This window comes from Pseudomonas sp. 2hn, from assembly GCF_019646095.1.
In the GTDB taxonomy this organism is placed as follows: domain Bacteria; phylum Pseudomonadota; class Gammaproteobacteria; order Pseudomonadales; family Pseudomonadaceae; genus Aquipseudomonas; species Aquipseudomonas peradeniyensis.
The window spans coordinates 3,824,938-3,845,558 of the sequence record NZ_CP081016.1; the positions used below are offsets into that span (position 1 = coordinate 3,824,938).

24 protein-coding genes are annotated in these 20,621 nt (G+C 65.4%); 10 read left to right on the top strand and 14 right to left on the bottom strand.

Translation table 11 applies throughout. The features are described 5' to 3' along the window. Window positions 1-165 precede the first annotated feature (165 nt). Both K2O50_RS17215 and K2O50_RS17220 read right to left on the bottom strand, forming a co-directional pair. On the bottom strand, window positions 166-858 hold the full coding sequence (locus tag K2O50_RS17215; protein ID WP_050706432.1) for a hypothetical protein: 693 nt from the start codon (window positions 856-858) through the stop codon (window positions 166-168). A gap of 12 nt (window positions 859-870) precedes the next feature. Then, complete coding sequence (locus K2O50_RS17220; protein WP_050706433.1) at window positions 871-1,446, bottom strand: hypothetical protein; 576 nt, start codon at window positions 1,444-1,446, stop codon at window positions 871-873. A gap of 142 nt (window positions 1,447-1,588) precedes the next feature. Between K2O50_RS17220 and K2O50_RS17225 the strand changes: the two genes are divergently transcribed. The 9 genes from K2O50_RS17225 (at window position 1,589) to K2O50_RS17265 (ending at window position 10,921) form a co-directional block, all read left to right on the top strand. Then, window positions 1,589-2,047: a GNAT family N-acetyltransferase gene (locus K2O50_RS17225; RefSeq protein ID WP_050706434.1), complete on the top strand. Its 459-nt coding sequence runs from the start codon at window positions 1,589-1,591 to the stop codon at window positions 2,045-2,047. Window positions 2,048-2,364: 317 nt separating this feature from the next. Next, complete coding sequence (gene proP, locus K2O50_RS17230) at window positions 2,365-3,867, top strand: glycine betaine/L-proline transporter ProP (RefSeq protein ID WP_050706435.1); 1,503 nt, start codon at window positions 2,365-2,367, stop codon at window positions 3,865-3,867. 149 nt (window positions 3,868-4,016) lie between these two features. Next, window positions 4,017-4,472, top strand: a complete 456-nt coding sequence (locus K2O50_RS17235; protein ID WP_050706436.1) for a (2Fe-2S)-binding protein — start codon at window positions 4,017-4,019, stop codon at window positions 4,470-4,472. Then, the gene (locus K2O50_RS17240; protein ID WP_050706437.1) at window positions 4,472-6,715 is read left to right on the top strand and encodes a molybdopterin cofactor-binding domain-containing protein; all 2,244 of its coding nucleotides are present in this window, start codon (window positions 4,472-4,474) and stop codon (window positions 6,713-6,715) included. The genes K2O50_RS17235 and K2O50_RS17240 overlap by 1 nt, the downstream gene beginning before the upstream one ends. 17 nt (window positions 6,716-6,732) lie before the next feature. Further along, window positions 6,733-8,067, top strand: coding sequence for a cytochrome c (locus tag K2O50_RS17245; RefSeq protein ID WP_050706438.1), 1,335 nt, complete (start codon window positions 6,733-6,735; stop codon window positions 8,065-8,067). 168 nt (window positions 8,068-8,235) lie between these two features. Continuing rightward, a complete protein-coding gene (locus tag K2O50_RS17250) occupies window positions 8,236-9,252 on the top strand; it encodes an XdhC family protein (protein WP_050706439.1) in 1,017 nt (338 codons plus the stop codon). Window positions 9,253-9,363: 111 nt separating this feature from the next. Further along, window positions 9,364-9,939, top strand: a complete 576-nt coding sequence (locus K2O50_RS17255; RefSeq protein WP_050706440.1) for a hypothetical protein — start codon at window positions 9,364-9,366, stop codon at window positions 9,937-9,939. A gap of 63 nt (window positions 9,940-10,002) precedes the next feature. Then, the gene (locus tag K2O50_RS17260) at window positions 10,003-10,557 is read left to right on the top strand and encodes a lipocalin family protein (protein ID WP_050706441.1); all 555 of its coding nucleotides are present in this window, start codon (window positions 10,003-10,005) and stop codon (window positions 10,555-10,557) included. 58 nt (window positions 10,558-10,615) lie between these two features. After that, window positions 10,616-10,921, top strand: coding sequence for an NIPSNAP family protein (locus tag K2O50_RS17265; RefSeq protein WP_050706442.1), 306 nt, complete (start codon window positions 10,616-10,618; stop codon window positions 10,919-10,921). A gap of 60 nt (window positions 10,922-10,981) precedes the next feature. Here the strand turns inward: K2O50_RS17265 and K2O50_RS17270 are convergent, their stop codons facing one another. The 10 genes from K2O50_RS17270 to K2O50_RS17315 all read right to left on the bottom strand — a co-directional run bounded on the left by K2O50_RS17270 (window position 10,982) and on the right by K2O50_RS17315 (window position 16,478). Next, complete coding sequence (locus tag K2O50_RS17270) at window positions 10,982-11,248, bottom strand: hypothetical protein (protein WP_050706443.1); 267 nt, start codon at window positions 11,246-11,248, stop codon at window positions 10,982-10,984. A gap of 71 nt (window positions 11,249-11,319) precedes the next feature. After that, window positions 11,320-11,874, bottom strand: a complete 555-nt coding sequence (locus K2O50_RS17275; protein ID WP_050706444.1) for an EndoU domain-containing protein — start codon at window positions 11,872-11,874, stop codon at window positions 11,320-11,322. A 79-nt stretch (window positions 11,875-11,953) separates the two neighbouring features. After that, window positions 11,954-12,736, bottom strand: a complete 783-nt coding sequence (locus K2O50_RS17280) for a glycoside hydrolase family 19 protein (RefSeq protein WP_050706445.1) — start codon at window positions 12,734-12,736, stop codon at window positions 11,954-11,956. 96 nt (window positions 12,737-12,832) lie between these two features. Further along, window positions 12,833-13,219, bottom strand: coding sequence for a hypothetical protein (locus tag K2O50_RS17285; protein ID WP_050706446.1), 387 nt, complete (start codon window positions 13,217-13,219; stop codon window positions 12,833-12,835). Between the two features lie 31 nt (window positions 13,220-13,250). Then, on the bottom strand, window positions 13,251-13,424 hold the full coding sequence (locus K2O50_RS17290; protein WP_256206015.1) for a hypothetical protein: 174 nt from the start codon (window positions 13,422-13,424) through the stop codon (window positions 13,251-13,253). A 43-nt stretch (window positions 13,425-13,467) separates the two neighbouring features. Then, window positions 13,468-13,773, bottom strand: a complete 306-nt coding sequence (locus K2O50_RS17295; RefSeq protein WP_050706448.1) for a hypothetical protein — start codon at window positions 13,771-13,773, stop codon at window positions 13,468-13,470. Next, window positions 13,773-14,045, bottom strand: a complete 273-nt coding sequence (locus K2O50_RS17300; protein WP_050706449.1) for a hypothetical protein — start codon at window positions 14,043-14,045, stop codon at window positions 13,773-13,775. The genes K2O50_RS17295 and K2O50_RS17300 overlap by 1 nt, the downstream gene beginning before the upstream one ends. 87 nt (window positions 14,046-14,132) lie before the next feature. Beyond that, on the bottom strand, window positions 14,133-14,741 hold the full coding sequence (locus tag K2O50_RS17305) for a DUF2589 domain-containing protein (RefSeq protein ID WP_050706450.1): 609 nt from the start codon (window positions 14,739-14,741) through the stop codon (window positions 14,133-14,135). 11 nt (window positions 14,742-14,752) lie between these two features. Next, window positions 14,753-15,241 (bottom strand): DUF2589 domain-containing protein, encoded by a 489-nt coding sequence (locus K2O50_RS17310; protein WP_050706451.1) that lies wholly within the window; start codon window positions 15,239-15,241, stop codon window positions 14,753-14,755. Between the two features lie 196 nt (window positions 15,242-15,437). Beyond that, window positions 15,438-16,478 (bottom strand): helix-turn-helix domain-containing protein, encoded by a 1,041-nt coding sequence (locus K2O50_RS17315; RefSeq protein WP_052896032.1) that lies wholly within the window; start codon window positions 16,476-16,478, stop codon window positions 15,438-15,440. Window positions 16,479-16,702: 224 nt separating this feature from the next. Here K2O50_RS17315 and glpT point away from each other — a divergent pair, with 224 nt between their 5' ends. Beyond that, window positions 16,703-18,055: a glycerol-3-phosphate transporter gene (gene glpT / locus K2O50_RS17320; protein WP_050706452.1), complete on the top strand. Its 1,353-nt coding sequence runs from the start codon at window positions 16,703-16,705 to the stop codon at window positions 18,053-18,055. A 48-nt stretch (window positions 18,056-18,103) separates the two neighbouring features. On the opposite strand, the gene K2O50_RS17325 is transcribed toward glpT, so the two are convergent. Both K2O50_RS17325 and K2O50_RS17330 read right to left on the bottom strand, forming a co-directional pair. After that, window positions 18,104-19,708, bottom strand: coding sequence for a mechanosensitive ion channel domain-containing protein (locus K2O50_RS17325; RefSeq protein WP_050706453.1), 1,605 nt, complete (start codon window positions 19,706-19,708; stop codon window positions 18,104-18,106). Between the two features lie 447 nt (window positions 19,709-20,155). Beyond that, window positions 20,156-20,620, bottom strand: coding sequence for a GNAT family N-acetyltransferase (locus K2O50_RS17330; protein ID WP_050706454.1), 465 nt, complete (start codon window positions 20,618-20,620; stop codon window positions 20,156-20,158). Window position 20,621: the final 1 nt, after the last annotated feature.

Genomic DNA, 20,621 nt, shown 5'->3' on the forward strand with positions numbered 1-20,621 from the left:
ACTGTCAGGCCCCACGGTACTTGTAGAAACGAGTGAGAGACACCGGACTTTAGTCGTACGTGACCTGCTGGTTAAACTTTCCGGCTTGCGAGCAGAAGGAAAGTCTGGCGAACATCAATAGAAAGCTCAACGTCGTATCACTGATCAAATTTTCTGTACACCGGACTACTCCACCAGATAAAGGGGGTGAGTATCACACAAGGGGTGAGCGCTATTCAGCACCCGCTCCAGCAAGCAACGTTCTAATTCGGTGAAATACGTCGCCCCGAAGTCGAAAAAGGTCCCGGCTGGATTTCGCTGTACATGGAACAAGCCGACAAGGTTATCGCCATCACGTTCGAAGATCAGTTCCAGATGCGACTCGGCTCGCGTACTACCGACAAGATAAATGTACCCCGCCACCTCTGCCCAACCGCACCAGCTCAGTTCCGCCCATAACTGCAGGCTGCCATTCTCGGTCGCTGCTTGAGGCAACGCCCAAGCCCCGGTACCGTTTGCCCATCCACACAAGGCCGGTAGCAATCGCTCCAGGGACAGAACCTGCAGCATGTGCCCGCGCAGACCGAAATGCACAGAGTCGATCGTCGATTCAGGGGCAGCATCGAGTGCAACCACCCTGGCGTGCAGCACATGGCTAAAGGCGATTTCAGAAGGTTGCTCACTCCAGCCATTGAGGTCGGAAACACTTGGGCACCAGATGAGCCGAACGGTTTCATCAACCTGAATGCGCTCATTGCGCTCGAAATAAGCGAGCGTGACCGCCCCGACAACCGGCAACAGCGCATCGAGACGCACCTGCGGGGCGCTGTGATCGACTTTGCTGTCATTGGGCCAGAACAGTGGCCAGTAAGTCTGCATCAGAGCACATCCTCAACCGTCCATGCTCTTGGTCAACGCTTCGCTGCCCTTGGGCGGGTAGACCACCTCTCGGGTATCGAGGTCGCGAATCTCGGAGGTGATGGTGATGGTCATCGTCTCTCGACCGGGCGGGCCATTGATGGCATCGACGGTGTCGAAGTCGACGATGTAGCGCTTGCCTGCGCGGAACTCGACGTCGCGCGCGGTGAAACCGCATTTGCCGCCACCAGTGCCCAACGCGTTCATCGAGGCCCAGCACCAGCTCAGCGAGTGCTTGCCCGGCGTCAGCCGCAGCGCCTGCTTGCCCGCGATATCGAGGATCGAGCGCCGCCCGGCGCCTTCGAGCAACTGGTCATCGACATGGGTGGCCAGCAGCAGGCGATGGAACGGCACGCCCAGGGCGCGGTAACGGACGGTAGCGAAGTACACGACCGGTGCGTCGGCCTGGTTGCCGGACAGATCATAGGGCGTCATCGTCTCAGGCGCCCAGTCACCCTGGTACTCCTTGTAGTGGTAGTTGGAGCAGGCACCGAGCAGGCTGGCAAGTGACAGGGCGATAAGCGATTTGAGGCAGGACGACAGACGCATGGTTCTTCCTTGATGAATGCAGGCGCAAGGATAGCGGCTGCGTGCGCTTAAAATCAAAACGCCATCACCCTCGGCGAGCACGCATCGCGGTGTATGCTTCGCGCAAAGCTCCGCCCCTCCTGCCCCTGAAAAGGACATCGTCATGCTCCGCCTGGACTGGCTGAAACACCACATGGCCCACAGCGACACCCTCGCCCAGTGGCTGCACCAACAGTTTCACTATGAGTACGCGGACGTGCCGCTGGCCGACTGGCAACGTGAATTCGCCGAAGGCCAGCACAACGGGCAATGGCAATGCCTGGTCGCCCTGGACGGCGACCGCCTGCTGGGCAGTGCGGCCCTGGCCAGCGACGACCTGCCCGGGCGCAGCGACCTCGGTCCCTGGCTGGCCTGCGTGTTCGTCGCCCCAGAGGCGCGTGGCCAAGGCCTGGCGGAGCAGCTCATCGAAGGTGTCTGCGAGCATGCACGCAGCAACGGAGTTGCCACGCTCTACCTGCATACCCACGACCAGGATACGTACTACGCCAAGCGCGGCTGGACGCGCATGGCGCCGTTCGAGGCCTGGGGGCATAGCCATTGGTTGATGTCTCGCACGCTCTGACCAGCGCTGCTCACATGGAACAAAACATAATTCTTTGATCTGATTGGGGCAGCGTGGGAGCGGGCTTGCCCCGCGATCACCGGCGTAGCCGGTGCCAAACACCGCATCGCGGGGCAAGCCCGCTCCCACGCTGGAATTCTGTTCCCTGCGCGACAGCGTAGCCCGGAGGGCTGGGCAATCTCCTACACGAATCGTGCATGGTTTACCCCACGCAAATGACCCCGCAGGGAATTATTTAGCGCGCCGTTGTATCTGACCCTAGGTACAAGGCTGGCCAAACCATGGCCACGCCCCAAGCCTTCTAAGGACAACGGCCCATGAAATCACGCAGGAAACCCGTCAAGCCCATCGGCTTGAAGGACATCACCATCGTCGACGACGCCAAGATGCGCAAGGCCATCACCGCCGCCGCCCTGGGCAATGCCATGGAGTGGTTCGACTTCGGTGTCTACGGCTTCGTCGCCTATGCCCTGGGCAAGGTGTTCTTCCCCAACGCCAGCCCCGGCGTGCAGATGATCGCCGCCCTGGCCACCTTCTCCGTGCCGTTCCTGATCCGCCCGCTGGGCGGGCTGTTCTTCGGCGCCCTGGGCGACCGCTACGGACGGCAGAAGGTGCTGGCCGCGACCATCGTGATCATGTCGCTGAGCACCTTCGCCATCGGCCTGATCCCCTCCTACGCCAGCATCGGCATCTGGGCGCCGATCCTGCTGTTGCTGGCGAAGATGGCCCAGGGCTTCTCGGTGGGCGGCGAATACACCGGGGCATCGATCTTCGTCGCCGAGTACGCCCCGGATCGCAAGCGCGGCTTTCTCGGCAGCTGGCTGGACTTCGGCTCGATCGCCGGCTTCGTCCTCGGCGCCGGGGTGGTGGTGCTGATCTCGACGGTGCTCGGCGAGGAGCAGTTCCTCGAATGGGGCTGGCGCCTGCCGTTCTTCCTGGCCCTGCCGCTGGGCCTGATCGGCCTGTACCTGCGCCACGCCCTGGAAGAAACCCCGGCGTTCCAGCAACACGTCGACAAGCTCGAGCAAGGTGACCGCGAAGGCCTGGCCAGTGGCCCGAAAGTGTCGTTCAAGGAAGTCGCCACCCAGCACTGGCGCAGCCTCTTGACCTGCATCGGCGTGGTGATCGCCACCAACGTCACCTACTACATGCTGCTCACCTACATGCCCAGCTACCTCTCGCACAACCTGCACTACAGCGAGGACCACGGCGTGCTGATCATCATCGCGATCATGGTCGGCATGCTCTTCGTGCAGCCGATCATCGGCCTGCTCAGCGACAAGTGGGGGCGCAAGCCGTTCATCATCATCGGCAGCGTCGGCCTGTTCCTGCTGGCGATCCCGGCGTTCATGCTGATCACCAGCGGCAAGCTGGCGGTGATCTTCGCAGGCCTGTTGATCCTCGCCGTGCTGCTGAACTTCTTCATCGGCGTGATGGCCTCGACCCTGCCGGCGATGTTCCCCACCCATATCCGCTACAGCGCCCTGGCCAGCGCCTTCAATATCTCGGTGCTGATCGCCGGCCTCACCCCGACCCTGGCCGCCTGGCTGGTGGAAACCAGCGACAACCTGTACATGCCGGCCTACTACCTGATGGTCATCGCCGTGATCGGCCTGCTCACCGGCCTGACCATGAAGGAGACCGCCAACCGCCCGCTGCGCGGCGCCGCACCGGCCGCCTCGGATATCGAGGAAGCCCGCGAACTGCTGCAGGAGCACCACGACAACATCGAGCAGAAGATCGAGGACATCGACGCGCAGATCGCCGAGCTCGAGGCCAGGCGCAAGACCCTCGCAGAGCAGCATCCGCGCATCGATTGAGGGCTACTTGCGCATTCCGCCGGATTGCTTGCCTGATCCTCTGAATCTGCGGGGTGTATCGGTTGCGCAATGGGCCGCTGTGCTAGCGTTTCTGGATTGGGGAACAGCGTATTCCCCACTTCCACAACCGATGATCAGCAGGTGAGCCCATGGAACTACGAATCAACCAGCAGACCTACCAGGTCGAGGCTGACGCCGACACGCCCTTGCTCTGGGTGATCCGCGACGACCTGGGCCTGACCGGCACCAAGTATGGTTGCGGCCTGGCCCAGTGCGGCGCCTGCTCGGTGCTGGTGGACGGCAACGTGGTGCGCGCCTGCGTCACCCCGGTGGCCGGCGTGGTCGGCCGCGAGGTCACCACCATCGAGGCCATCGAGCACGATGCCGTGGGCAAGCGCGTGGTCGCCGCCTGGGTCGAGCACCAGGTGGCCCAGTGCGGCTACTGCCAGTCCGGCCAGGTGATGGCGGCCACCGCGCTGCTCAAGCACACGCCCAAGCCCAGCACTGCGCAGATCGACGCGGCCATGGTCAACCTGTGCCGCTGCGGCACCTACAACGCGATCCATGCCGCCGTGCAGGAACTGGCCGAAGGGGGTAAAGCCTGATGAGCACACGCATCGATACCCCCGAAGACTTGCTGAAACTGCCAGCAGGCGAAACCGTCAACCTGTCGCGCCGGCGCTTCCTGGTCGGCACCACCGTGGGCGCGCTGGTGCTCGGCTTCGGTCTGCCAGTGGGCGCACCACGCGTACAGGCCGCCAGCACCGCGGAGCGCGGTACCCAGGTACCGGCCTTCCTGGAGCTGCGCCCGGACGGCAGCGTGCGCCTGCTCAGCCCATTCATGGAGGGCGGGCAAGGCGTCAATACCGCCATGGCGCAGATCGTCGGCGAGGAACTGGACCTCGATCCTGCCCGCTTCCTGGTCGAAAGCGCGCCCGCCGGCGAAGCCTACGTGGTGATGGAAAACGGCCTGCGCATCACCGGCGGCAGCATGTCAGTACGCATGAGCTACCCGACCATGCGCCGCCTCGGCGCCCTGGCCCGGGCCATGCTGCTGCAGGCCGGTGCCCAGCAGTTGGGCGTGCCGGTGAGCGAGCTGACCACCGAGCCGGGCAAGGTAGTGCATGCCGCTTCGGGCCGTTCGCTCGGCTACGGTGAACTGGCCGAAACGGCCATGGACCTGCCGGTGCCGGACCCCGCCAGCGTCACCTTGCGCGACCCCAGCCAGTTCCGCTGGATCGGCAAGCCGGTAAAGCGCCTCGACGCCTACGACAAGTCCACCGGCAAGGCCATCTACAGCATCGACATCAAGGTCGACGGCATGCTCCACGCCGCCGTGCAGCATGCGCCGCGCCTGGGCATGACCGTCGGCAGCCTGCGCAACGAAGAGCAGGTCAAGACCATGAAGGGGGTGCACTCGGTGCACCAGTTGCCCGGTGCCGTGGCGGTGGTCGCTGAGCGTTGGTTCAACGCCAAGCGCGCGGTGGAGGCCCTGCAAGTAGACTGGAAGGAGGCGGCAGCCGACAGCCAGGTGCGGCCAATGCCCGCCGATTTTTCCACTGACGGCTGGCGCGACCACCTGGCCGCCCAGACCGGGCCGAGCCGTGACGAGGAAAACCAGGGCGACGTGGCGGGCGCCCTGGCCAGCGCCAAGACCACCGTCGAGGCCACCTACCACAACCAGTACCTCAATCACGCGCAGCTCGAACCGCCCTCCGCCACCGCCCGTTTCAACCCCGATGGCAGCCTGGAGGTGTGGCTGCCGAACCAGGCCCAGGACATGTTCCGCGACGACATCGCCAAGCGCACCGGCCTGGACCCGGCGCGGATCACCCTGCACTCGCCGCTGCTCGGCGGCTTCTTCGGCCGCCACTTCCTGTACGACTCGGCCAACCCCTACCCGCAGGCCATCGCCCTGGCCAAGGCCGTGGGCCGGCCGGTGAAACTGATCTGGAGCCGCGAGGAGGAGTTCCTGCGCGATGCCATGCGGCCAATGGCCGTGGTCAAGTTCCGCGCCGGCCTGGACGACAAAGGCCTGCCGGTGGCCATCGAGGCAATCAGTGCCACCGAAGGTCCGACCGAGGCGCTCGCCGGCAAGCAGGGCGACAAGGTCGACCCCACCGCCCTCGAAGGTCTGTCGGGCAAGGCCTACGCCATCGCCAACAAGCGCACCGCGCAGATCTATGTCAAAGGCCCGGCCATGCTCGGCTACTGGCGCTCGGTGGGCAACTCGCTGAACGACTTCTTCTACGAGTCGTTCCTCGACGAGCTGGCCGACAAGGGCGGCCATGACCCCTTCGAGCTGCGTCTGCAACTGCTGCAGGGCAACCCGCGCCTGACCACCCTGCTGCAGGCGGTGGCGGAATTGTCCGGTGGCTGGAAACGCGGCCCGTTCACCGCCGAGGACGGCAGCAAGCGCGCCCGTGGCGTGGCCATGGCCTCGCCGTTCGGCTCGGAGGCGGCGGTGATCGCCGAGGTGTCACTGGAGGCCGGCCAGGTCAAGGTGCACGACATCTGGCAGGCCATCGACCCGGGCAGCATCGTCAACCCGGCGATCATCGAGGCCCAGGTCAACGGCGCGGTGTCCCTGGGCCTGTCCCAGGTGCTGCTGGAGGAATCGGTGTGGCTCAACGGCATGCCACGGGCGCGCAACTACGACCTGTACCCGGTGCTGCCGCCGTCGCGCATGGCCCGGGTGCATGTGCGCATCGTCGAAAGCGGGGCGAAGATGGGCGGCATCGGTGAGCCACCGCTGCCGGCGGTGGCGCCCGCGGTGGCCAACGCCGTGGCACGGCTCACCGGCCAGCGCGTGCGCAGCATGCCCCTGAGCCGCCATACCTTCAGCTGACACGACAAGGACAGCCCATGAACAACAGCCGATTCGCAAGAACCGCAGGCTGGCTGGCCTTGCCGTGCCTGGTCGCGGCAGGCCTGCTGGCCTGGTACGTCACCCGCGAGCCCGCCTCGCCCTTCAGCGCCACGGACAGCGCCGACGCCGCCCTGGTCAGCCGCGGCGAATACGTCGCCCGGCTCAGCGACTGCGTGGCCTGCCACAGCCTGCCGGGCAAGGCGCCGTTTGCCGGCGGCCTGGAAATGGACACGCCGCTGGGCGCCATTCATGCCACCAACATCACTCCCGACCGCGAGCACGGCATCGGCACCTACAGCCTGGCCGACTTCGACCGCGCCGTGCGCCAGGGCGTCGCGCCGGGTGGGCGACGGCTGTACCCGGCCATGCCCTACCCGTCCTACGTCAAGCTCAGCGACGACGATGTGCGGGCGCTCTATGCGTTCTTCATGAAGGGCGTGCAGCCGGCCGCCGAGGCCAATGTCCCCAGCGACATTCCCTGGCCGCTTAACCTGCGCTGGCCCATTGCCCTGTGGAACGGCCTGTTCGCGCCGACCAGCGCCTATGCGCAGAAGGCCGACCAGGACCCGCTGTGGAATCGCGGCGCCTACATCGTCCAGGGCCCCGGTCACTGCGGCAGTTGCCACACGCCTCGGGGCCTGGCCTTCAACGAGAAGGCCCTGGACGAAAGCGGCGCGCCGTTCCTCGCCGGCGCCCTGCTCGATGGCTGGTACGCGCCGAGCCTGCGCCAGGACCACAACACCGGGCTCGGGCGCTGGAGCGAGCCGCAGATCGTGCAGTTCCTCAAGACCGGGCGGAACAAGCACGCGGTGGTGTACGGCTCGATGACCGAGGCGTTCAACAACTCCACACAGTTCATGAGCGACGACGACCTGAACGCGATCGCCCGCTACCTCAAGTCGCTGCCCGGCGACCCGGGGCGTGACGGCGCACCCTGGCAGTATCAAACCACTGCCACGGGGCTCGACACGCCGGGGGCGCATACCTACGCGACCCGCTGCGCCAGCTGCCATGGCCTGGACGGCAAGGGCCAGGCCGAGTGGATGCCGCCACTGGCGGGCGCCACCTCGATGCTGGCCACGGAGAATGCCTCGGCGATCAACATCACCCTCAACGGCTCGCAGCGCATCGTCGCCGCCGGGGTGCCGGATGCCTACCGCATGCCGGCGTTCCGCGAGCAGTTGTCGGACCAGGAGATCGCCCAGGTGCTGAGTTTCGCCCGCAGTGCGTGGGGCAATCACGGCGGCGCGGTAGAGGCCAAGGCGGTGGGCACGTTGCGCGGGCATACCGACCCGGCCAGCAGCAGCCCGATCATCCTGCATATGCGCTGAGCAGTGCTGTGGGAGCGGGTTCACCCGCGAAGCAGGCACTGCGGTGGATGGCACGGGCTTCGCCCGTGTTCGCGGGTAAACCCGCTCCCACAGGGATCGGGTCAGCTTTCAGAAATTGAGCAAGACAGTTGCTCCATAGGCACTCGGCAAAACGAGGTTTCACACACCATGGAAAGCATCGACCTGCTGGTCCTGCGCACCACCCATGACTGGCTCCAGGCCGGCCATCGCGTGCTGCTCGCCACCGTCGCCCGCACCTGGGGTTCGTCGCCGCGCCCGGTCGGCTCGATGATGGCCCTGCGCAACGACGGCCGGGTGGTCGGCAGCGTGTCCGGCGGTTGCATCGAGGACGACCTGATCCACCGCTACACCACCGCCTACGGCGGCCCCGGCCTGCCCGAGGGGGCGCCCGAGGTGATCCGCTACGGCATCAGCGCCGATGACGCCCACCGTTTTGGCCTGCCATGCGGCGGTACGTTGGAACTGATTCTCGAGTTCATGCCCGCCATCGCCTCGTTGCGACACCTGCTGGAGCAGCTCGACAACGGCCAGCTGATGCGTCGCCAGCTGACCCTGGCCGACGGCGCGGTCGAGCTCGAACCCACCGCCACCCCGGAACAGTTCTGCTTCGATGGCCGGCAGATGACCAACACCCTCGGCCCCGGCTACCGCATGCTGCTGATCGGCGCCGGCGCGCTGGCCGAGTACCTGGCGACCATGGCCCTGTTCAACGGCTTCCGGGTGGCGGTGTGCGACCCCCGGCCCGAGCACATGGCCACCTGGTCGGTCGCCGGCGTCGAATACCTGAAGGGCATGCCGGACGATGTGGTGCGCGACTTCAAGGCCGACCTGCGCACCTGCATCATCGCCGTCAGCCACGACCCCAAGCTCGACGACCTGGCGCTGCTCGAAGCCCTGCACGGCCCGGCGTTCTACATCGGCGCCATCGGCTCGCGGCGCAACAGCCAGCTGCGCCGCGAGCGGCTGATCGATCACTTCGGCGAAACCGAACAGTCCCTCGAACGCCTGCATGGGCCCATCGGCATCTACATCGGCAGCAAGACCCCGGCGGAAATCGCGGTGAGCGTGATGGCCGAAGTGCTGGCGGCGAAGAACGCCGTGAGCTTGCCGGGGGCGGTGAGTGTGTCCGGGGCCAAGCGCGAGCGTGATCATCAACCTTTGTAGTGCCTGAACCGGCCTCATCGCGGGGCAAGCATTGGCCACACATCTGCCAACCAGTGTCTATGCTTCTTCTCGCATACACCCACCGGTATCGACCACAAGGAAGACAGGCCAATGAACCCAACCCGCGCCATCGCTCTCGCCTCGCTCATCTTTGCCGCCAGCCTCACCGCCCACGCCGCCGAACTGCCCATCGCCAGCGAAGCGCTGGAAAGCCATGTCACCACCGAAGTGACCAAGATCGACCTGCCCAACCGCCAGGTCACGGTCAAGGGCCCCCACGACAAGGACGTGACCTTCCAGCTCACCGAACAGGCCAAGGCCCTGCCCAACCTCAAGGTCGGTGACCAGGTCGACATCAAAGTCACCCGTGCCATCGCCTATGTACTGAACACCGATGTCGGCGGCGCGCCCAAGGCCTCCGAGGAATCGGGCACCATCCGCGCCACCGCGGCCAACCCCAACCCAGGTGGCGAGGCTTTCCGCCAGGTCAAGGTCACCTCGCAGATCAAGAAAATCGACCTCAACACCCACGAAGTCACCCTGCTGCCACCGGAAGGCAAGCTGCAGGTGGTCAAGGTCGAGGACCCCGAACTGCAGGCACGCATGAAGAATCTCAAGCTCGACCAGACCGTCGAAGCCATCTATACCGAAGTGCTGAGCGTGGAGACCTCACGCCCAGCCCAGTAAAACCTTTGGCCGGCCCGCGCATCGAAAGCCATGTGACCCTTTCCCCCCTTCAGGAGGTTTCCCATGGCGATGCGCCTGGCCGTGCCGTTTTGCTGCTGCCTCACCCTCGCGCTCACGGGCTGCACCAGCGCCCGCGATGAACCGCCGCCCACCACGCAGCAGGTCGAACTGCAGCGCTACCAGGGCACCTGGTACGAACTGGCGCGCCTGCCGATGTTCTTCCAGCGTCACTGCGTGCAATCCGAGGCCCATTATGGCCTGCGCAAGGACGGCCGTATCGACGTGACCAATCGCTGCCTGGAGCAGGACGGCCAGTGGAACGAAGCCCGAGGCGTCGCCGAGCCGCAGGTGGCCGGAAGCACCGACAAGCTCTGGGTGCGCTTTGACAACTGGTTCAGCCGCCTGGCCCCCGGCCTGACCAAAGGCGAGTACTGGGTGCTCTACCACGACCCGGACTATCGTGTGGCGCTGGTCGGCCATCCGAACCGCGAGTACCTGTGGCTGCTGTCGCGCTCACCGACCGTCAGCGCCCAGACCCGAGAACAGCTGCTGGAGCTGGCACGCCGGCAAGGCTATCCCACCGACCAACTGATCTGGCGACAACCAGCCCCCCAGTGACGGCCGCCATCCGCCCCTGTAAGGTGAGCCACCCGGCTCACCCAAAGGATTGCGTGCAATGATCACCTGCCACCTCAAGTACATCATCGACCCCTACCAGATCCCGGCCTTCGAGGCCTATGGCAAGCTGTGGATCGGCCTGGTCAACCGCATGGGCGGTACCCACCACGGCTACTTCCTGCCCAGCGAAGGCGCCAACAATGTCGCCTACGCCCTGTTCAGCTTCCCCAGCCTGGCGGCCTACGAGCAGTACCGCAAAGCCTCGGAAACCGACCCGCAATGCATCGCCGCCTTCGCCCTGGCCAACGAGCAACGTTTCATCCTCAGCTACGAACGCAACTTCCTGCGGCCAGTGCTCGATTGACCTTCACAGGCCCGCAAAAACGTGGCAAGCACCACCGGCGTGCCGGCCCGACGCAGGGTTTCAGTAGCGCGCCTTCGGCTGCCAACCCTGCAGGGTCTCGATGAAACTGTCCAAAGGCAGGCGCACCGCAGGCCAGTCCTCCCTGTAATGGTGTTCGATCAGCACGGCGTCCTCTTCGAAGGCAACGTGGTAGGCGTTGCCGCTGTAGGCCTCCACCATCCGGTTGCGACGTGCGGCCAGGGCCTTCTCGAGCAAGTGCTCGAGTGCCACGGCCGTCACCTCGTCGTCGAGGAACTGCTGCAGGCCTGGGGGGCGGGGGTTGGACATGAGCATGCTCCTTTGCCAGGGATACGGAAGAGCCGGGCATGATGCCCGGCCCTGGTGAGGGTGACGCAGGATCAGTAGTCAGGATAGGCGGTGGTCACCACCGTGCCAGCCCCATTCAGATAACCGACGATGTTGAACGATGCGCCAGGGTTGCCGGCCACGCAATGAGCCCCCGACGGTCCGCGGAACTCGTTGCCGTTCAGCGAGGTGCGGTTGTTGTAGGCATTCTGGATGGCCGCCACCACATTGGCTTGCGAGCAGCTGTCCGGGAACATGGTGGAGATGGACTTGCTCGCGGTCACGCCGTTCTGGGTGATGTTGAAGCTGCGCAGGACATAGATCCCGGCCGGCCCGACCGGTGTATTGGTGGTCGCCGCCGTGAAGGCCACGGTGGCGGGCAACTGTCCGCCAGGCCTGCTGTGGAAGCCCTTGGCCCGGTTGTTGGCCACCTCGCCGCAGAACACATGCTGTTGATTGACCGCCGGCACGCCGCCCGAGTTGGGCTGTGGGCATGCCACGGCGGCCTGGGCGGACGCCACCGGCACCAGGCTGAACGCCAGGCTGCCGATGACCGCCAACCCAGCCAGCGCGGCGCGTGCATGTGGGAATACGAAAGTCTTTTTCATCATGAAGCTCCTTTTTTACGGTGACAGGACGTTGTTGTCCTCGGGTTCCGCCGCTGCCGGCGAAAAGGGGGAATGGAGTTCAGCCGATCAGCAGCCACCTGGCCCGGGCGAGGTACGCGGCGCGGTCGTCGAGACCGTTGAAACCGCCATTGACGCGGCGGGTGACCTCACGCAGGTCATCCTTGTCGGCCCAGTCGTTGAGCTTGCGGTTCGCCCAGAACCAACCGGCGACGTCCACCGCCAGGGCCGGGTCGCTGCTGACCAGGGAGGGATCGTCCTTGCTCTCGAAATCGCGCTTGCAGTACTGGCCGTACTGGCGGTAGTTGGCGCGACCGGTCAGCTGGATCAGCCCGCGTCCCTTGAAGCGCGGCCCGTCGCCCGGTTGCAGGTTGCCCAGGTCCTTGCGGCCCTCGTAGGCACTCCCGGAGGCCAGCTCCTCGGTGTATCGCAGGCAGCCGCTCTCATGGGCGATCTGGGCAAGGAAGTGGGCGATGCGCAGCGGCGTGTCGATGCGGTAGCGGGTCAGCACGTCGAGCACCGGTTGGTGGAAGGCATCGATACGTGCGCCGCTGGCATTGATCAGCGCCAGCCACAACTTGGGCGCGACCAGCCCACCGGGCAGGCCCACGCGCAAGGCGGCCAGGGTCGCATCGCCCGGCGCCACCGGCTTGCCCTGCGGGCTGCCGATGATCTGCTGGAAGGTGTCCAGCGCACTGCGCGTGCCGCCCCCCCACAGGCCATCGATGCCAAGCGCGCAGCTGAAGCCGCGTTGACCGCTGTTGAGGTTGAGCAGCAGCTGCAGGCTGCGCACATCGGCTGGGGCGTTGTTGCCGCCCGCCCCTACGGTGTTGGTGATGCACATGGTCAGCTCCTTTTTTCAGGCAAGCCGCTCCCCGTGGGGCAGCGGCCAGGCCGTGCCTTGAAGGCGAAGCGAATGGATGACGGTTGGTTGTGGCGGCTACCTGGCGGGCGGCACCAGGGTGGCGCTGTAGGCGAGCTTGTTGGCCTGGGTGAACAACTGGATCTGCAGGCCATCACTGCCCTGGCGACTCTGCAGGTAGCCCAGGGTCAGCGGTCCGCAACGGCCCGCCCCACCGCCTTTGAGGCTGTAGCTGCGCTCCGGCCCATCCGCGCCGTTGAACTCCAGGGCGAAATCGCACGCCCATCCGGCGCCGAAGCGCACCTTGCCGGCGTTCTTGCCCAAGCCTGCGCCAGGATCGATGTTCAGCAGCACCGGCACGTTGGTGCCGTTGTCCTTGAGCGTGCCCTGGTACTCGTCGGCCCACGCCGATCCCAGGCCGGCCAGTGCAAGGGCACCGGCCAGTGCGGTTGCCAGATGTCTCATGGTGACTCTCCTTGTTGGGTGATTCATGGGTTCAGAACGCCAGCACCAGCCCCGCCCACTTGGCGATGGCCAGGGCCAGGTCGGGCTGGATCGCCCCCAACGCCACCAGCGCCGACAATGCGGCTGCGCCAATGGCGCACAGCACGCGCTTGCCGATGGACATCCGAGCCGGTTGGCCTGGTTTGTTCTTGAGAATCGTGCGCATGGTTCGGGTCTCCTGGGTTGAAAGCAGCAAACGCATCGAGCGCTCAGTCGGCCTGGCCATCACCGGGCCTCCCGTAGTGGCCGAACAGCTCGCCATCGAGGCGAACGACAATCGCCTCACCGGCATCGCCGGGCACCTTGATACTCAGCTCATGCAAGGTTTCATTGCGCCGTGGCGCGCGACCGACACGCAGTGCCAGCCTCCCCGGCGCATCGCCGGGCTCGAGGGTGGCGGCCAGCACCACCTGCATCTCTGCGATCCGGATCCCCGGCCAGCGTTGCCCGGTGGCCTGCCGCGCGCACTGCACGGCGCCGCCCAGCGCGTGGACGAACTCTGCGAAGTGGTTCATCACGAGGCCTCCTGTTCGTCGGCCAGCCAGAACGGCCGACGGGCGAAGCCCACGTGGTAGATGAGTGACTGCAGCACCACCTGGTGCTCGCCGATGTTGAGCAGGTTGAAGGTTTTCTCGATGCCGACGATGCGCCCCTTGGGCGGCTCGCTGAGGCAGCGGTTGAGCAACGCGGTCTGCGCCTGGATCAGCTCGTGCGACGTCAGCTTCTCCGGATCGGTGCTGCCGACGACGATGCGTTTCACATATCCCACGTCCGTTAGATCGAACATCACGGAACTCCTTTCCGGAAAAGTCTGACGGCCAACCCCTGGCTAGCGCTCACACGCCCACAGGGCTGGCGTTGGGCCGATCACCGCTTACTGCTGGGTGATGGCTTTGGGCGCGACCGACTGCGAGATCATGTCCAGCACCCGGGCCAGCCCTTCCGGCATACCGTCGTCGGCCGCGTGGACCTCGACGTGATACTTGGCCGACTGGTCGGTCGAGCGGGTGTTCTCCTTGTGCGAGGACACCGAGCCGGAGATGTTGACCTTGGCGCTGAACGGCCCCCAGCCCACGCTGGCCTCCGCCGACATCGCCGCCTGGGCGTCGGTGGCTTCGCGCGATTGCTCGGAGTTCTTCACCTCCATGTCGAAGGTGATGTCGACCTTGTTGATCGACAGGTTCGGCACCTTGACCACCGCCAGCAACGGGACTTCGAGCTCCACCCGTTCCATCGGGATGGTGCCGTCATCGGGCTTGCTGGTGGACGGACGGTCGAAGCGGAAGCTGACCGTGCGCACATCCCCCACCGCGTTGGGGTCAGTCGGGTTGTTGGGGTCAGGCAGGAAGCCGATCACCTTGATGAAGTCGGCGGTGGCATTGGCCAGGCGGACCTGGGCGTCGCAAGCGGCTGTGAGAGGACCGCCGATCAGGTCGCCCATAGGCAGGCCGCGGAACTGGTCACCCATCGAGAAGTTAGCCATTTGTGTTTCTCCTAGATCAATTTATCGAGGTTTTGCAGCAGCCGAGCCATCCCCTCCGAAGGGGGCTGGGTTTCGACTTTGAGGGTGACGCGCGCCAGCGGCCCGCCTTCACCATTGCGGCGAACGCCCAGGTCGACGTTCAGAGCCTTGTGGGTCTCGCTCGGCCAGCCCGAGTCGTCATCACCGGCAGTCGCCGGGCCGACGTTCGCGGCCGAGCCGTCATCGGCGTTCAGCCCTACCTCGAACGAGATTTCCATGTCCTTCACGGCCATCAGCCGCGCCCCCACCAGCGACAGCAGCGGGACCCGTACCACGCGCTCCTCGCCGTCCCTCGCCTCGGGCGAATGGGACGGCAGGCGCACATCGATGCTGACCGGCCGGTTGTCCTCGTCGAAGTACTGGCGCACCGTCGATACCTGGAAGCGCTGGATCTTGTCCTGCGCCTCGGCGACCGCGCCGGCGATGCTCTGGATGAGGTGATGGAGGGATTGATTCGCCACGACCGACGCTCCTTGTCTCATGCGGTGCCGATGCCGTCCGGGTGGCTTCGGTATGCCCCACGCGTTGCAGGGTTCAGGCCCTGACGACGGCACCGGGTTGGATGGATGGTTGGGTTACCAGGTGAGCCCAGATTACGGATGGGCCCGGGGGGTGTCCGGGGGCGTGCGTCCCGAAAACAGGGTCAGCCGTCCCGAATCAATGACTGGCCAACTCGCGTAGCCAACGCGCCATCGAGGGCGGCTCGCCAACCCGCGCATCCGCGCAGGCCAGCTCGCCCCGCTGCAAGGCGGTACGCGCCGCGCGGGGAGACAGGCCGAAGGCCTTGCGGAACACCTTGCGCAAGTGCGCCTCGTCGGTGAAACCATGGTCATAGGCCAGATCGCCGATGCGCCGCCCGGCATTGCCGGGCTCGCCCAACGCCTGCAGGTAGCGGCGCAGGCGCCGTTGCAGCAGGTAGTGGCGCACCCCGCCGAATCGCTCGAATGCCCGATACAACTGACTGCGCGAGGTTCCCATGGCCTTGGCCAGCAGCGTCGGGGTAAGGTCGTTGCGCTGCAAATTGCGCTCGATGTAACTGCGTGCCCGGCGACCGAGGTCGCCCTGTGTGGGCATGGCCTTGACCTGGCTGCAGGCTGCCGCGCTGATCAGGCAGGCACCGATCACCCCCACCAGCGGCTGGCCAAGATGTACCAATTGCTCCTGGGTCAATTGTGGCGCGGCCGTGGCGAGCGACAAAAGCAGGCTGGCGAGCAGGCGCCCCATCGTGCTCTCCCGCCCCAGGCGCAGGCCATGCAACTGCCATGTGGGGTGCCCCAGCGCGGTACGGGGTATCACCAGGCTCAGGCCTTCGCCGCCGGCCATGGCAAAAGCCGCCGGCTGTGTCAGGTCCAGCACTACCACATCCCGCGCCCGTACGCGTATGCCATTGCCAGCTGCCAGGCCACGCTGCAGCGGCAGGTGCAGCACATAGTGATCGAGGTCGCAGCCGCCCAGACGGTGCGCGTCACGATCATAGCGGGCGCCCTCCAGGTAACCACGGCACAACAAAAAACGCTGGAAATGAAAGACCTCGAGCGAGACAGCGAAGGCATCGCCTGTGCTGGCCGCCGTGCTGAACAGCACATCGGCCGCCAGGCGCCAGGCACGGAAGTGGTCCGTAGTGATGTGCAGGATGGGCAGTTGCGTGTCGCGGGGGGCGGTGCTGGTGGGCTCGGCTTGCGTTACGTGAATATCCATGTGTTTCGGCTCTTCTATCCATAGTCGAGCCGGAAAAGTGGTTCACTTCCGATCAGCCTGTAGCCATTTGCCATTATTCGTGTCAGGTATCTGCCATCAACCTGTCGTCGAGAAACACGGCAATTTTCACAAAACAACACCTGCTCCCCGCGAAACAGATATTTTTTCTGTAACGAAAATGTAAAATTCGTTTTCGCATACCTATAACAAGTTGGGAGCTTCACATGTTTGCCTTCTTCCGCCCTGCCGCGCACCAGGCGCCGCTGCCCGACGAGCGCGTCGACAGCACCTATCGCCGCCTGCGCTGGCAAATCTTCGCCGGGATCTTCTTCGGCTATGCCGGCTACTACCTGCTGCGCAAGAACTTCTCCCTGGCCATGCCCTACCTGATCGAGGAAGAGGGCTACACCCGCGGCCAGCTGGGCGTGGCGATTTCCGCCATCGCCATCGCCTACGGCCTGTCCAAGTTCCTCATGGGCCTGGTCTCGGACCGCTCCAACCCGCGCTATTTCCTGCCCTTCGGCCTGCTGATCTCGGCCGGGGTGATGTTCATTTTCGGTTTCGCGCATTGGGCCACGTCCAGCGTGACGATCATGTTCGTGCTGCTGTTCATCAACGGCTGGGCCCAGGGCATGGGCTGGCCGCCGAGCGGCCGGACCATGGTGCACTGGTGGTCGCAGAAGGAGCGCGGTGGCGTGGTTTCGGTGTGGAACGTCGCCCACAACGTCGGTGGCGGCCTGATCGGCCCGCTGTTCCTGCTGGGCCTGGGCTGGACCAACGACTGGCACGCCGCCTTCTACGTGCCCGCCGCCGTGGCGGTGCTGGTGGCCGTGTTCGCCTTCGCCACCATGCGCGACACCCCGCAATCGGTCGGCCTGCCGCCGGTCGAGCAGTACAAGAACGACTACCCGGAAGGCTACGACGAGAGCCACGAGCAGGAATTCAGCGCCAAGCAGATCTTCGTCGAGTACGTGCTGCGCAACAAACTGCTGTGGTACATCGCCCTGGCCAACGTGTTCGTCTACCTGCTGCGCTACGGCGTGCTCGACTGGGCGCCAACCTACCTGAAGGAAGCCAAGCACTTCAGCGTCGACACCACCTCGTGGGCCTACTTCTTCTACGAGTGGGCCGGCATCCCCGGCACCCTGCTGTGCGGCTGGATGTCCGACAAGATCTTCCGCGGCAACCGCGGCCTGACCGGCATCGTGTTCATGGCCCTGGTGACCGTCGCCACCCTGGTGTACTGGCTCAACCCACCGGGCAACCCGACCGTCGACATGATCGCGCTGTTCGCCATCGGCTTCCTGATCTACGGGCCGGTGATGCTGATCGGCCTGCAGGCACTGGAACTGGCGCCGAAGAAAGCCGCCGGCACCGCGGCCGGCTTCACCGGCCTGTTCGGCTACCTGGGCGGTTCGGTCGCAGCCAGCGCGGCGATGGGCTACACCGTCGACCACTTCGGCTGGGACGGCGGCTTCGTGCTGCTGGTGAGTGCGTGCGTGCTGGCAATCGCATTCATGGTGCCGACCCTTTGGCACACCAAGGCGGCAAGTGCCAGTCGCGAGGCGGTGGCCTGATAGCCAAACCCTGAATCGGCGGCGCCCTTTGTAACGGCGCCGCTGGTCTCACTCCCCGGGCGCATCCGGCGCCTGCGCCGGCGCGCTGTACCAGCGCTCGGGCGGCACCCACTTCTCCTGTGCCGGGTCGCCCAGGTAATGCGGCGACATGATCTGCACGCCGTATTCGTTGAACACATCCTGGATATTGGCGTGCAGCAGGCTCAGCAGCTCCGCCCGCGGCCTCGGCTCGCTCGGCACCGCCTGGGCGACCAGGCGGTATTCCGGGTAGAAGTCCGACAGCCCGGTCTGGAACACCTGCGGCCTGGGGCTGGCGAGGATGCCGTCGGTGCGCCGTGCCGCCTCGGTCAGCATCGCCTCCACCTGGCGCCAGGGCGTGTCGTAGCCGATGGTGACCACGGTATCGACGATATACCCCGGCCCCTGCACCGCCCGTGAATAGTTGCGGGTCACGGAACCGGTGATCATCGAGTTGGGCAAGGTCAGCACTTCGCCCAGCCCGGTGCGGATGGTGGTGTTGAACATCCCCACCTCGGTCACCGTCCCCTCGTGCTCGCCGACCCGCACGTACTCGCCGGCCTTGAGCGTGCGCGAATAGGTGAGGATCAACCCCGCCGCCGCCTGGCCGACCACGCTGGAGGCGCCCAGGGAAATCATCAGGCCCAGCAACACCGACAAGCCCTTGAACGCATCGGTGCCCGAGCCCGGCAGGTACGGGTAGGCCATCACCAGGGCGAACAGCCAGATGGCCAGGGAGGTCAGGCGCGTGGTCGGTTGCAGGGTCTCGCCGGTCAGCCAGGGCACGCTGCCGGGGCGCGCCAGGCGCTCCAGCAGGCGGCGACTGAAGCTGCTGATACCACGGGCGATGAAGAAGATGGTGATCGCCACGGCGATGCCCGGGATGGCATGCACGATCCCGTCGAGCAGGTAGCGCAGCAGGTCGAGCAGGTGCAGGTTGAGGCTCTCGCCCCAAGGACGGGTGTAGGGGAATCGCGACAGCACGAAGCTCAGCCACTGGTAGCTGAACAGCGCCACCAGCAGCCAGTAGAACAGCCGCAGCAAGCGGTCGACCAGGGCATAGACGTACTGCATGTCGAACAACGGCAGTTGCCCCACCTTGAGCTGGTAGGCGCGGTTGCGCATCAGCCTGGGCAAGAGGCCAGTGAGCTTGCGCCGGGCAACATGGGCGCCCTTGAGCAGCGCGACGTAGATCAGCGTGGCCAGCAGCGAGTAGCCCAGGGCCACGAACAGGAAATGCAGGCTGCGCGCCTCGCCGGTTTCGTCCACCACCTGGCGCAGCACCACGGCGGCCTGTTCGGCCGCCGCCCGGGTATCGCCCGAGCCGCCCGGCAGGTCCTGCGGGGCAACGATGAAGGCGCGCCGGTCACCGATCAGGACCAGTTGGCTGTCCATCATCGGATCGACCCTCACCTGCAGCCCCTCGGCACCGCGCAGGGCCTCGTCGACCACCGCCCGGGCGCGCTGCGCACGCACCGCCGGGGGTTCGCCGAGCACGCTGGCGTGGAAGGTGAAGACCGTGCGATTGGCTACCGTCAACTGCGCCGCGACAGGTGCTGTGCCATCGGCGTCGTCGGCCATGGCGGCGGGTATCAGCAACAGCAGCGACAACAGCAGGTAGTACAGGCGTTTCATCAGGCAGCTCCCTGGCCTTGCGTGACCTATAGCACGCAAGCGTAGCTGCTCCTTGCGGGGGCTTCAGGCTGCCTGGTGTCCGCCGCAACCCTTGCAGCGCCTATCAGATCGAGCGCCGCCCGCGCGGCGCATCGCGACGCAAGGCCGCTCCTACATTTGTTGCAACGTACCGAACTTGTCAGGCCATGGTTGCCCGCCTTGGCGCATGCCTTGAGACAGGTGAGAAGGCAACGATGCCTACACTGAAACCGCGTCGTGCCAACAAGGCGGCCCAGGTAATGGCACAGGATTGACTGGCCCGAAACAGATGTAGGAGCGGCCTTGCGCCGCGATGCGCCGCGCGGGCGGCGCTCGATCTGATAGGCGCTGCAAGGCTTGCGGCGGACACCTTGCGGCCCTCACTCGGTCTATAGCCATAGCGCCCATTTTCCCTAAAAGGCCTACCCCTCAGGGCAACAAAATAGTCTTTTTCATAAATAACCGGGCAAACCCATCCTCTGTCGCCCGATGCGTCTCGCGATAGCCCGCCTTCCTGTAAATCTCGATGTTCTCCACCATCCGCTCATGGGTGTAGAGCCGAACGGCCATGCAACCTGTTGCACGGGCATGCTCCTCGCAAAACGCCATCAACCGCCTGCCAATCCCCTGCCCTTTACAGTCCGGCAGCACCGCGACGTTGACCAGCAGCATCACACTGCCCTCCTGGCGCAACACCAGCACCCCGACGATTCGCGTGTCTTGAATGGCAACGAACACCTCGTCGTCCTGCACGACTTGCCGATAGTCATCAAGCATCGGCGCAGGTACCCGACCGATCCTCGCGATGTAGGGGCTGTAGGCCTCTGCGACCAGGACGGCAACTTCATCAGCGTCGTCGGGCATGGCCCGGCGCAGGCGGATTGCGGCATCCATC

Bases quoted from the DNA above. Each gene is read 5' to 3' on its own strand.
- K2O50_RS17285 (WP_050706446.1), bottom strand. From the start codon at position 13,219: ATGAGACATCTGGCAACCGCACTGGCCGGTGCCCTTGCACTGGCCGGC.
- K2O50_RS17215 (WP_050706432.1), bottom strand. From the start codon at position 858: ATGCAGACTTACTGGCCACTGTTCTGGCCCAATGACAGCAAAGTCGAT.
- K2O50_RS17305 (WP_050706450.1), bottom strand. From the start codon at position 14,741: ATGGCTAACTTCTCGATGGGTGACCAGTTCCGCGGCCTGCCTATGGGC.
- K2O50_RS17240 (WP_050706437.1), top strand. From the start codon at position 4,472: ATGAGCACACGCATCGATACCCCCGAAGACTTGCTGAAACTGCCAGCA.
- K2O50_RS17255 (WP_050706440.1), top strand. From the start codon at position 9,364: ATGAACCCAACCCGCGCCATCGCTCTCGCCTCGCTCATCTTTGCCGCC.
- K2O50_RS17265 (WP_050706442.1), top strand. From the start codon at position 10,616: ATGATCACCTGCCACCTCAAGTACATCATCGACCCCTACCAGATCCCG.
- K2O50_RS17290 (WP_256206015.1), bottom strand. From the start codon at position 13,424: ATGCGCACGATTCTCAAGAACAAACCAGGCCAACCGGCTCGGATGTCC.
- K2O50_RS17300 (WP_050706449.1), bottom strand. From the start codon at position 14,045: ATGTTCGATCTAACGGACGTGGGATATGTGAAACGCATCGTCGTCGGC.
- K2O50_RS17275 (WP_050706444.1), bottom strand. From the start codon at position 11,874: ATGAAAAAGACTTTCGTATTCCCACATGCACGCGCCGCGCTGGCTGGG.
- K2O50_RS17330 (WP_050706454.1), bottom strand. From the start codon at position 20,620: ATGGATGCCGCAATCCGCCTGCGCCGGGCCATGCCCGACGACGCTGAT.
- K2O50_RS17225 (WP_050706434.1), top strand. From the start codon at position 1,589: ATGCTCCGCCTGGACTGGCTGAAACACCACATGGCCCACAGCGACACC.
- K2O50_RS17315 (WP_052896032.1), bottom strand. From the start codon at position 16,478: ATGGATATTCACGTAACGCAAGCCGAGCCCACCAGCACCGCCCCCCGC.
- K2O50_RS17270 (WP_050706443.1), bottom strand. From the start codon at position 11,248: ATGTCCAACCCCCGCCCCCCAGGCCTGCAGCAGTTCCTCGACGACGAG.
- K2O50_RS17220 (WP_050706433.1), bottom strand. From the start codon at position 1,446: ATGCGTCTGTCGTCCTGCCTCAAATCGCTTATCGCCCTGTCACTTGCC.
- K2O50_RS17295 (WP_050706448.1), bottom strand. From the start codon at position 13,773: ATGAACCACTTCGCAGAGTTCGTCCACGCGCTGGGCGGCGCCGTGCAG.
- K2O50_RS17260 (WP_050706441.1), top strand. From the start codon at position 10,003: ATGGCGATGCGCCTGGCCGTGCCGTTTTGCTGCTGCCTCACCCTCGCG.
- K2O50_RS17280 (WP_050706445.1), bottom strand. From the start codon at position 12,736: ATGTGCATCACCAACACCGTAGGGGCGGGCGGCAACAACGCCCCAGCC.
- glpT (WP_050706452.1), top strand. From the start codon at position 16,703: ATGTTTGCCTTCTTCCGCCCTGCCGCGCACCAGGCGCCGCTGCCCGAC.
- K2O50_RS17325 (WP_050706453.1), bottom strand. From the start codon at position 19,708: ATGAAACGCCTGTACTACCTGCTGTTGTCGCTGCTGTTGCTGATACCC.
- K2O50_RS17235 (WP_050706436.1), top strand. From the start codon at position 4,017: ATGGAACTACGAATCAACCAGCAGACCTACCAGGTCGAGGCTGACGCC.
- K2O50_RS17250 (WP_050706439.1), top strand. From the start codon at position 8,236: ATGGAAAGCATCGACCTGCTGGTCCTGCGCACCACCCATGACTGGCTC.
- proP (WP_050706435.1), top strand. From the start codon at position 2,365: ATGAAATCACGCAGGAAACCCGTCAAGCCCATCGGCTTGAAGGACATC.
- K2O50_RS17245 (WP_050706438.1), top strand. From the start codon at position 6,733: ATGAACAACAGCCGATTCGCAAGAACCGCAGGCTGGCTGGCCTTGCCG.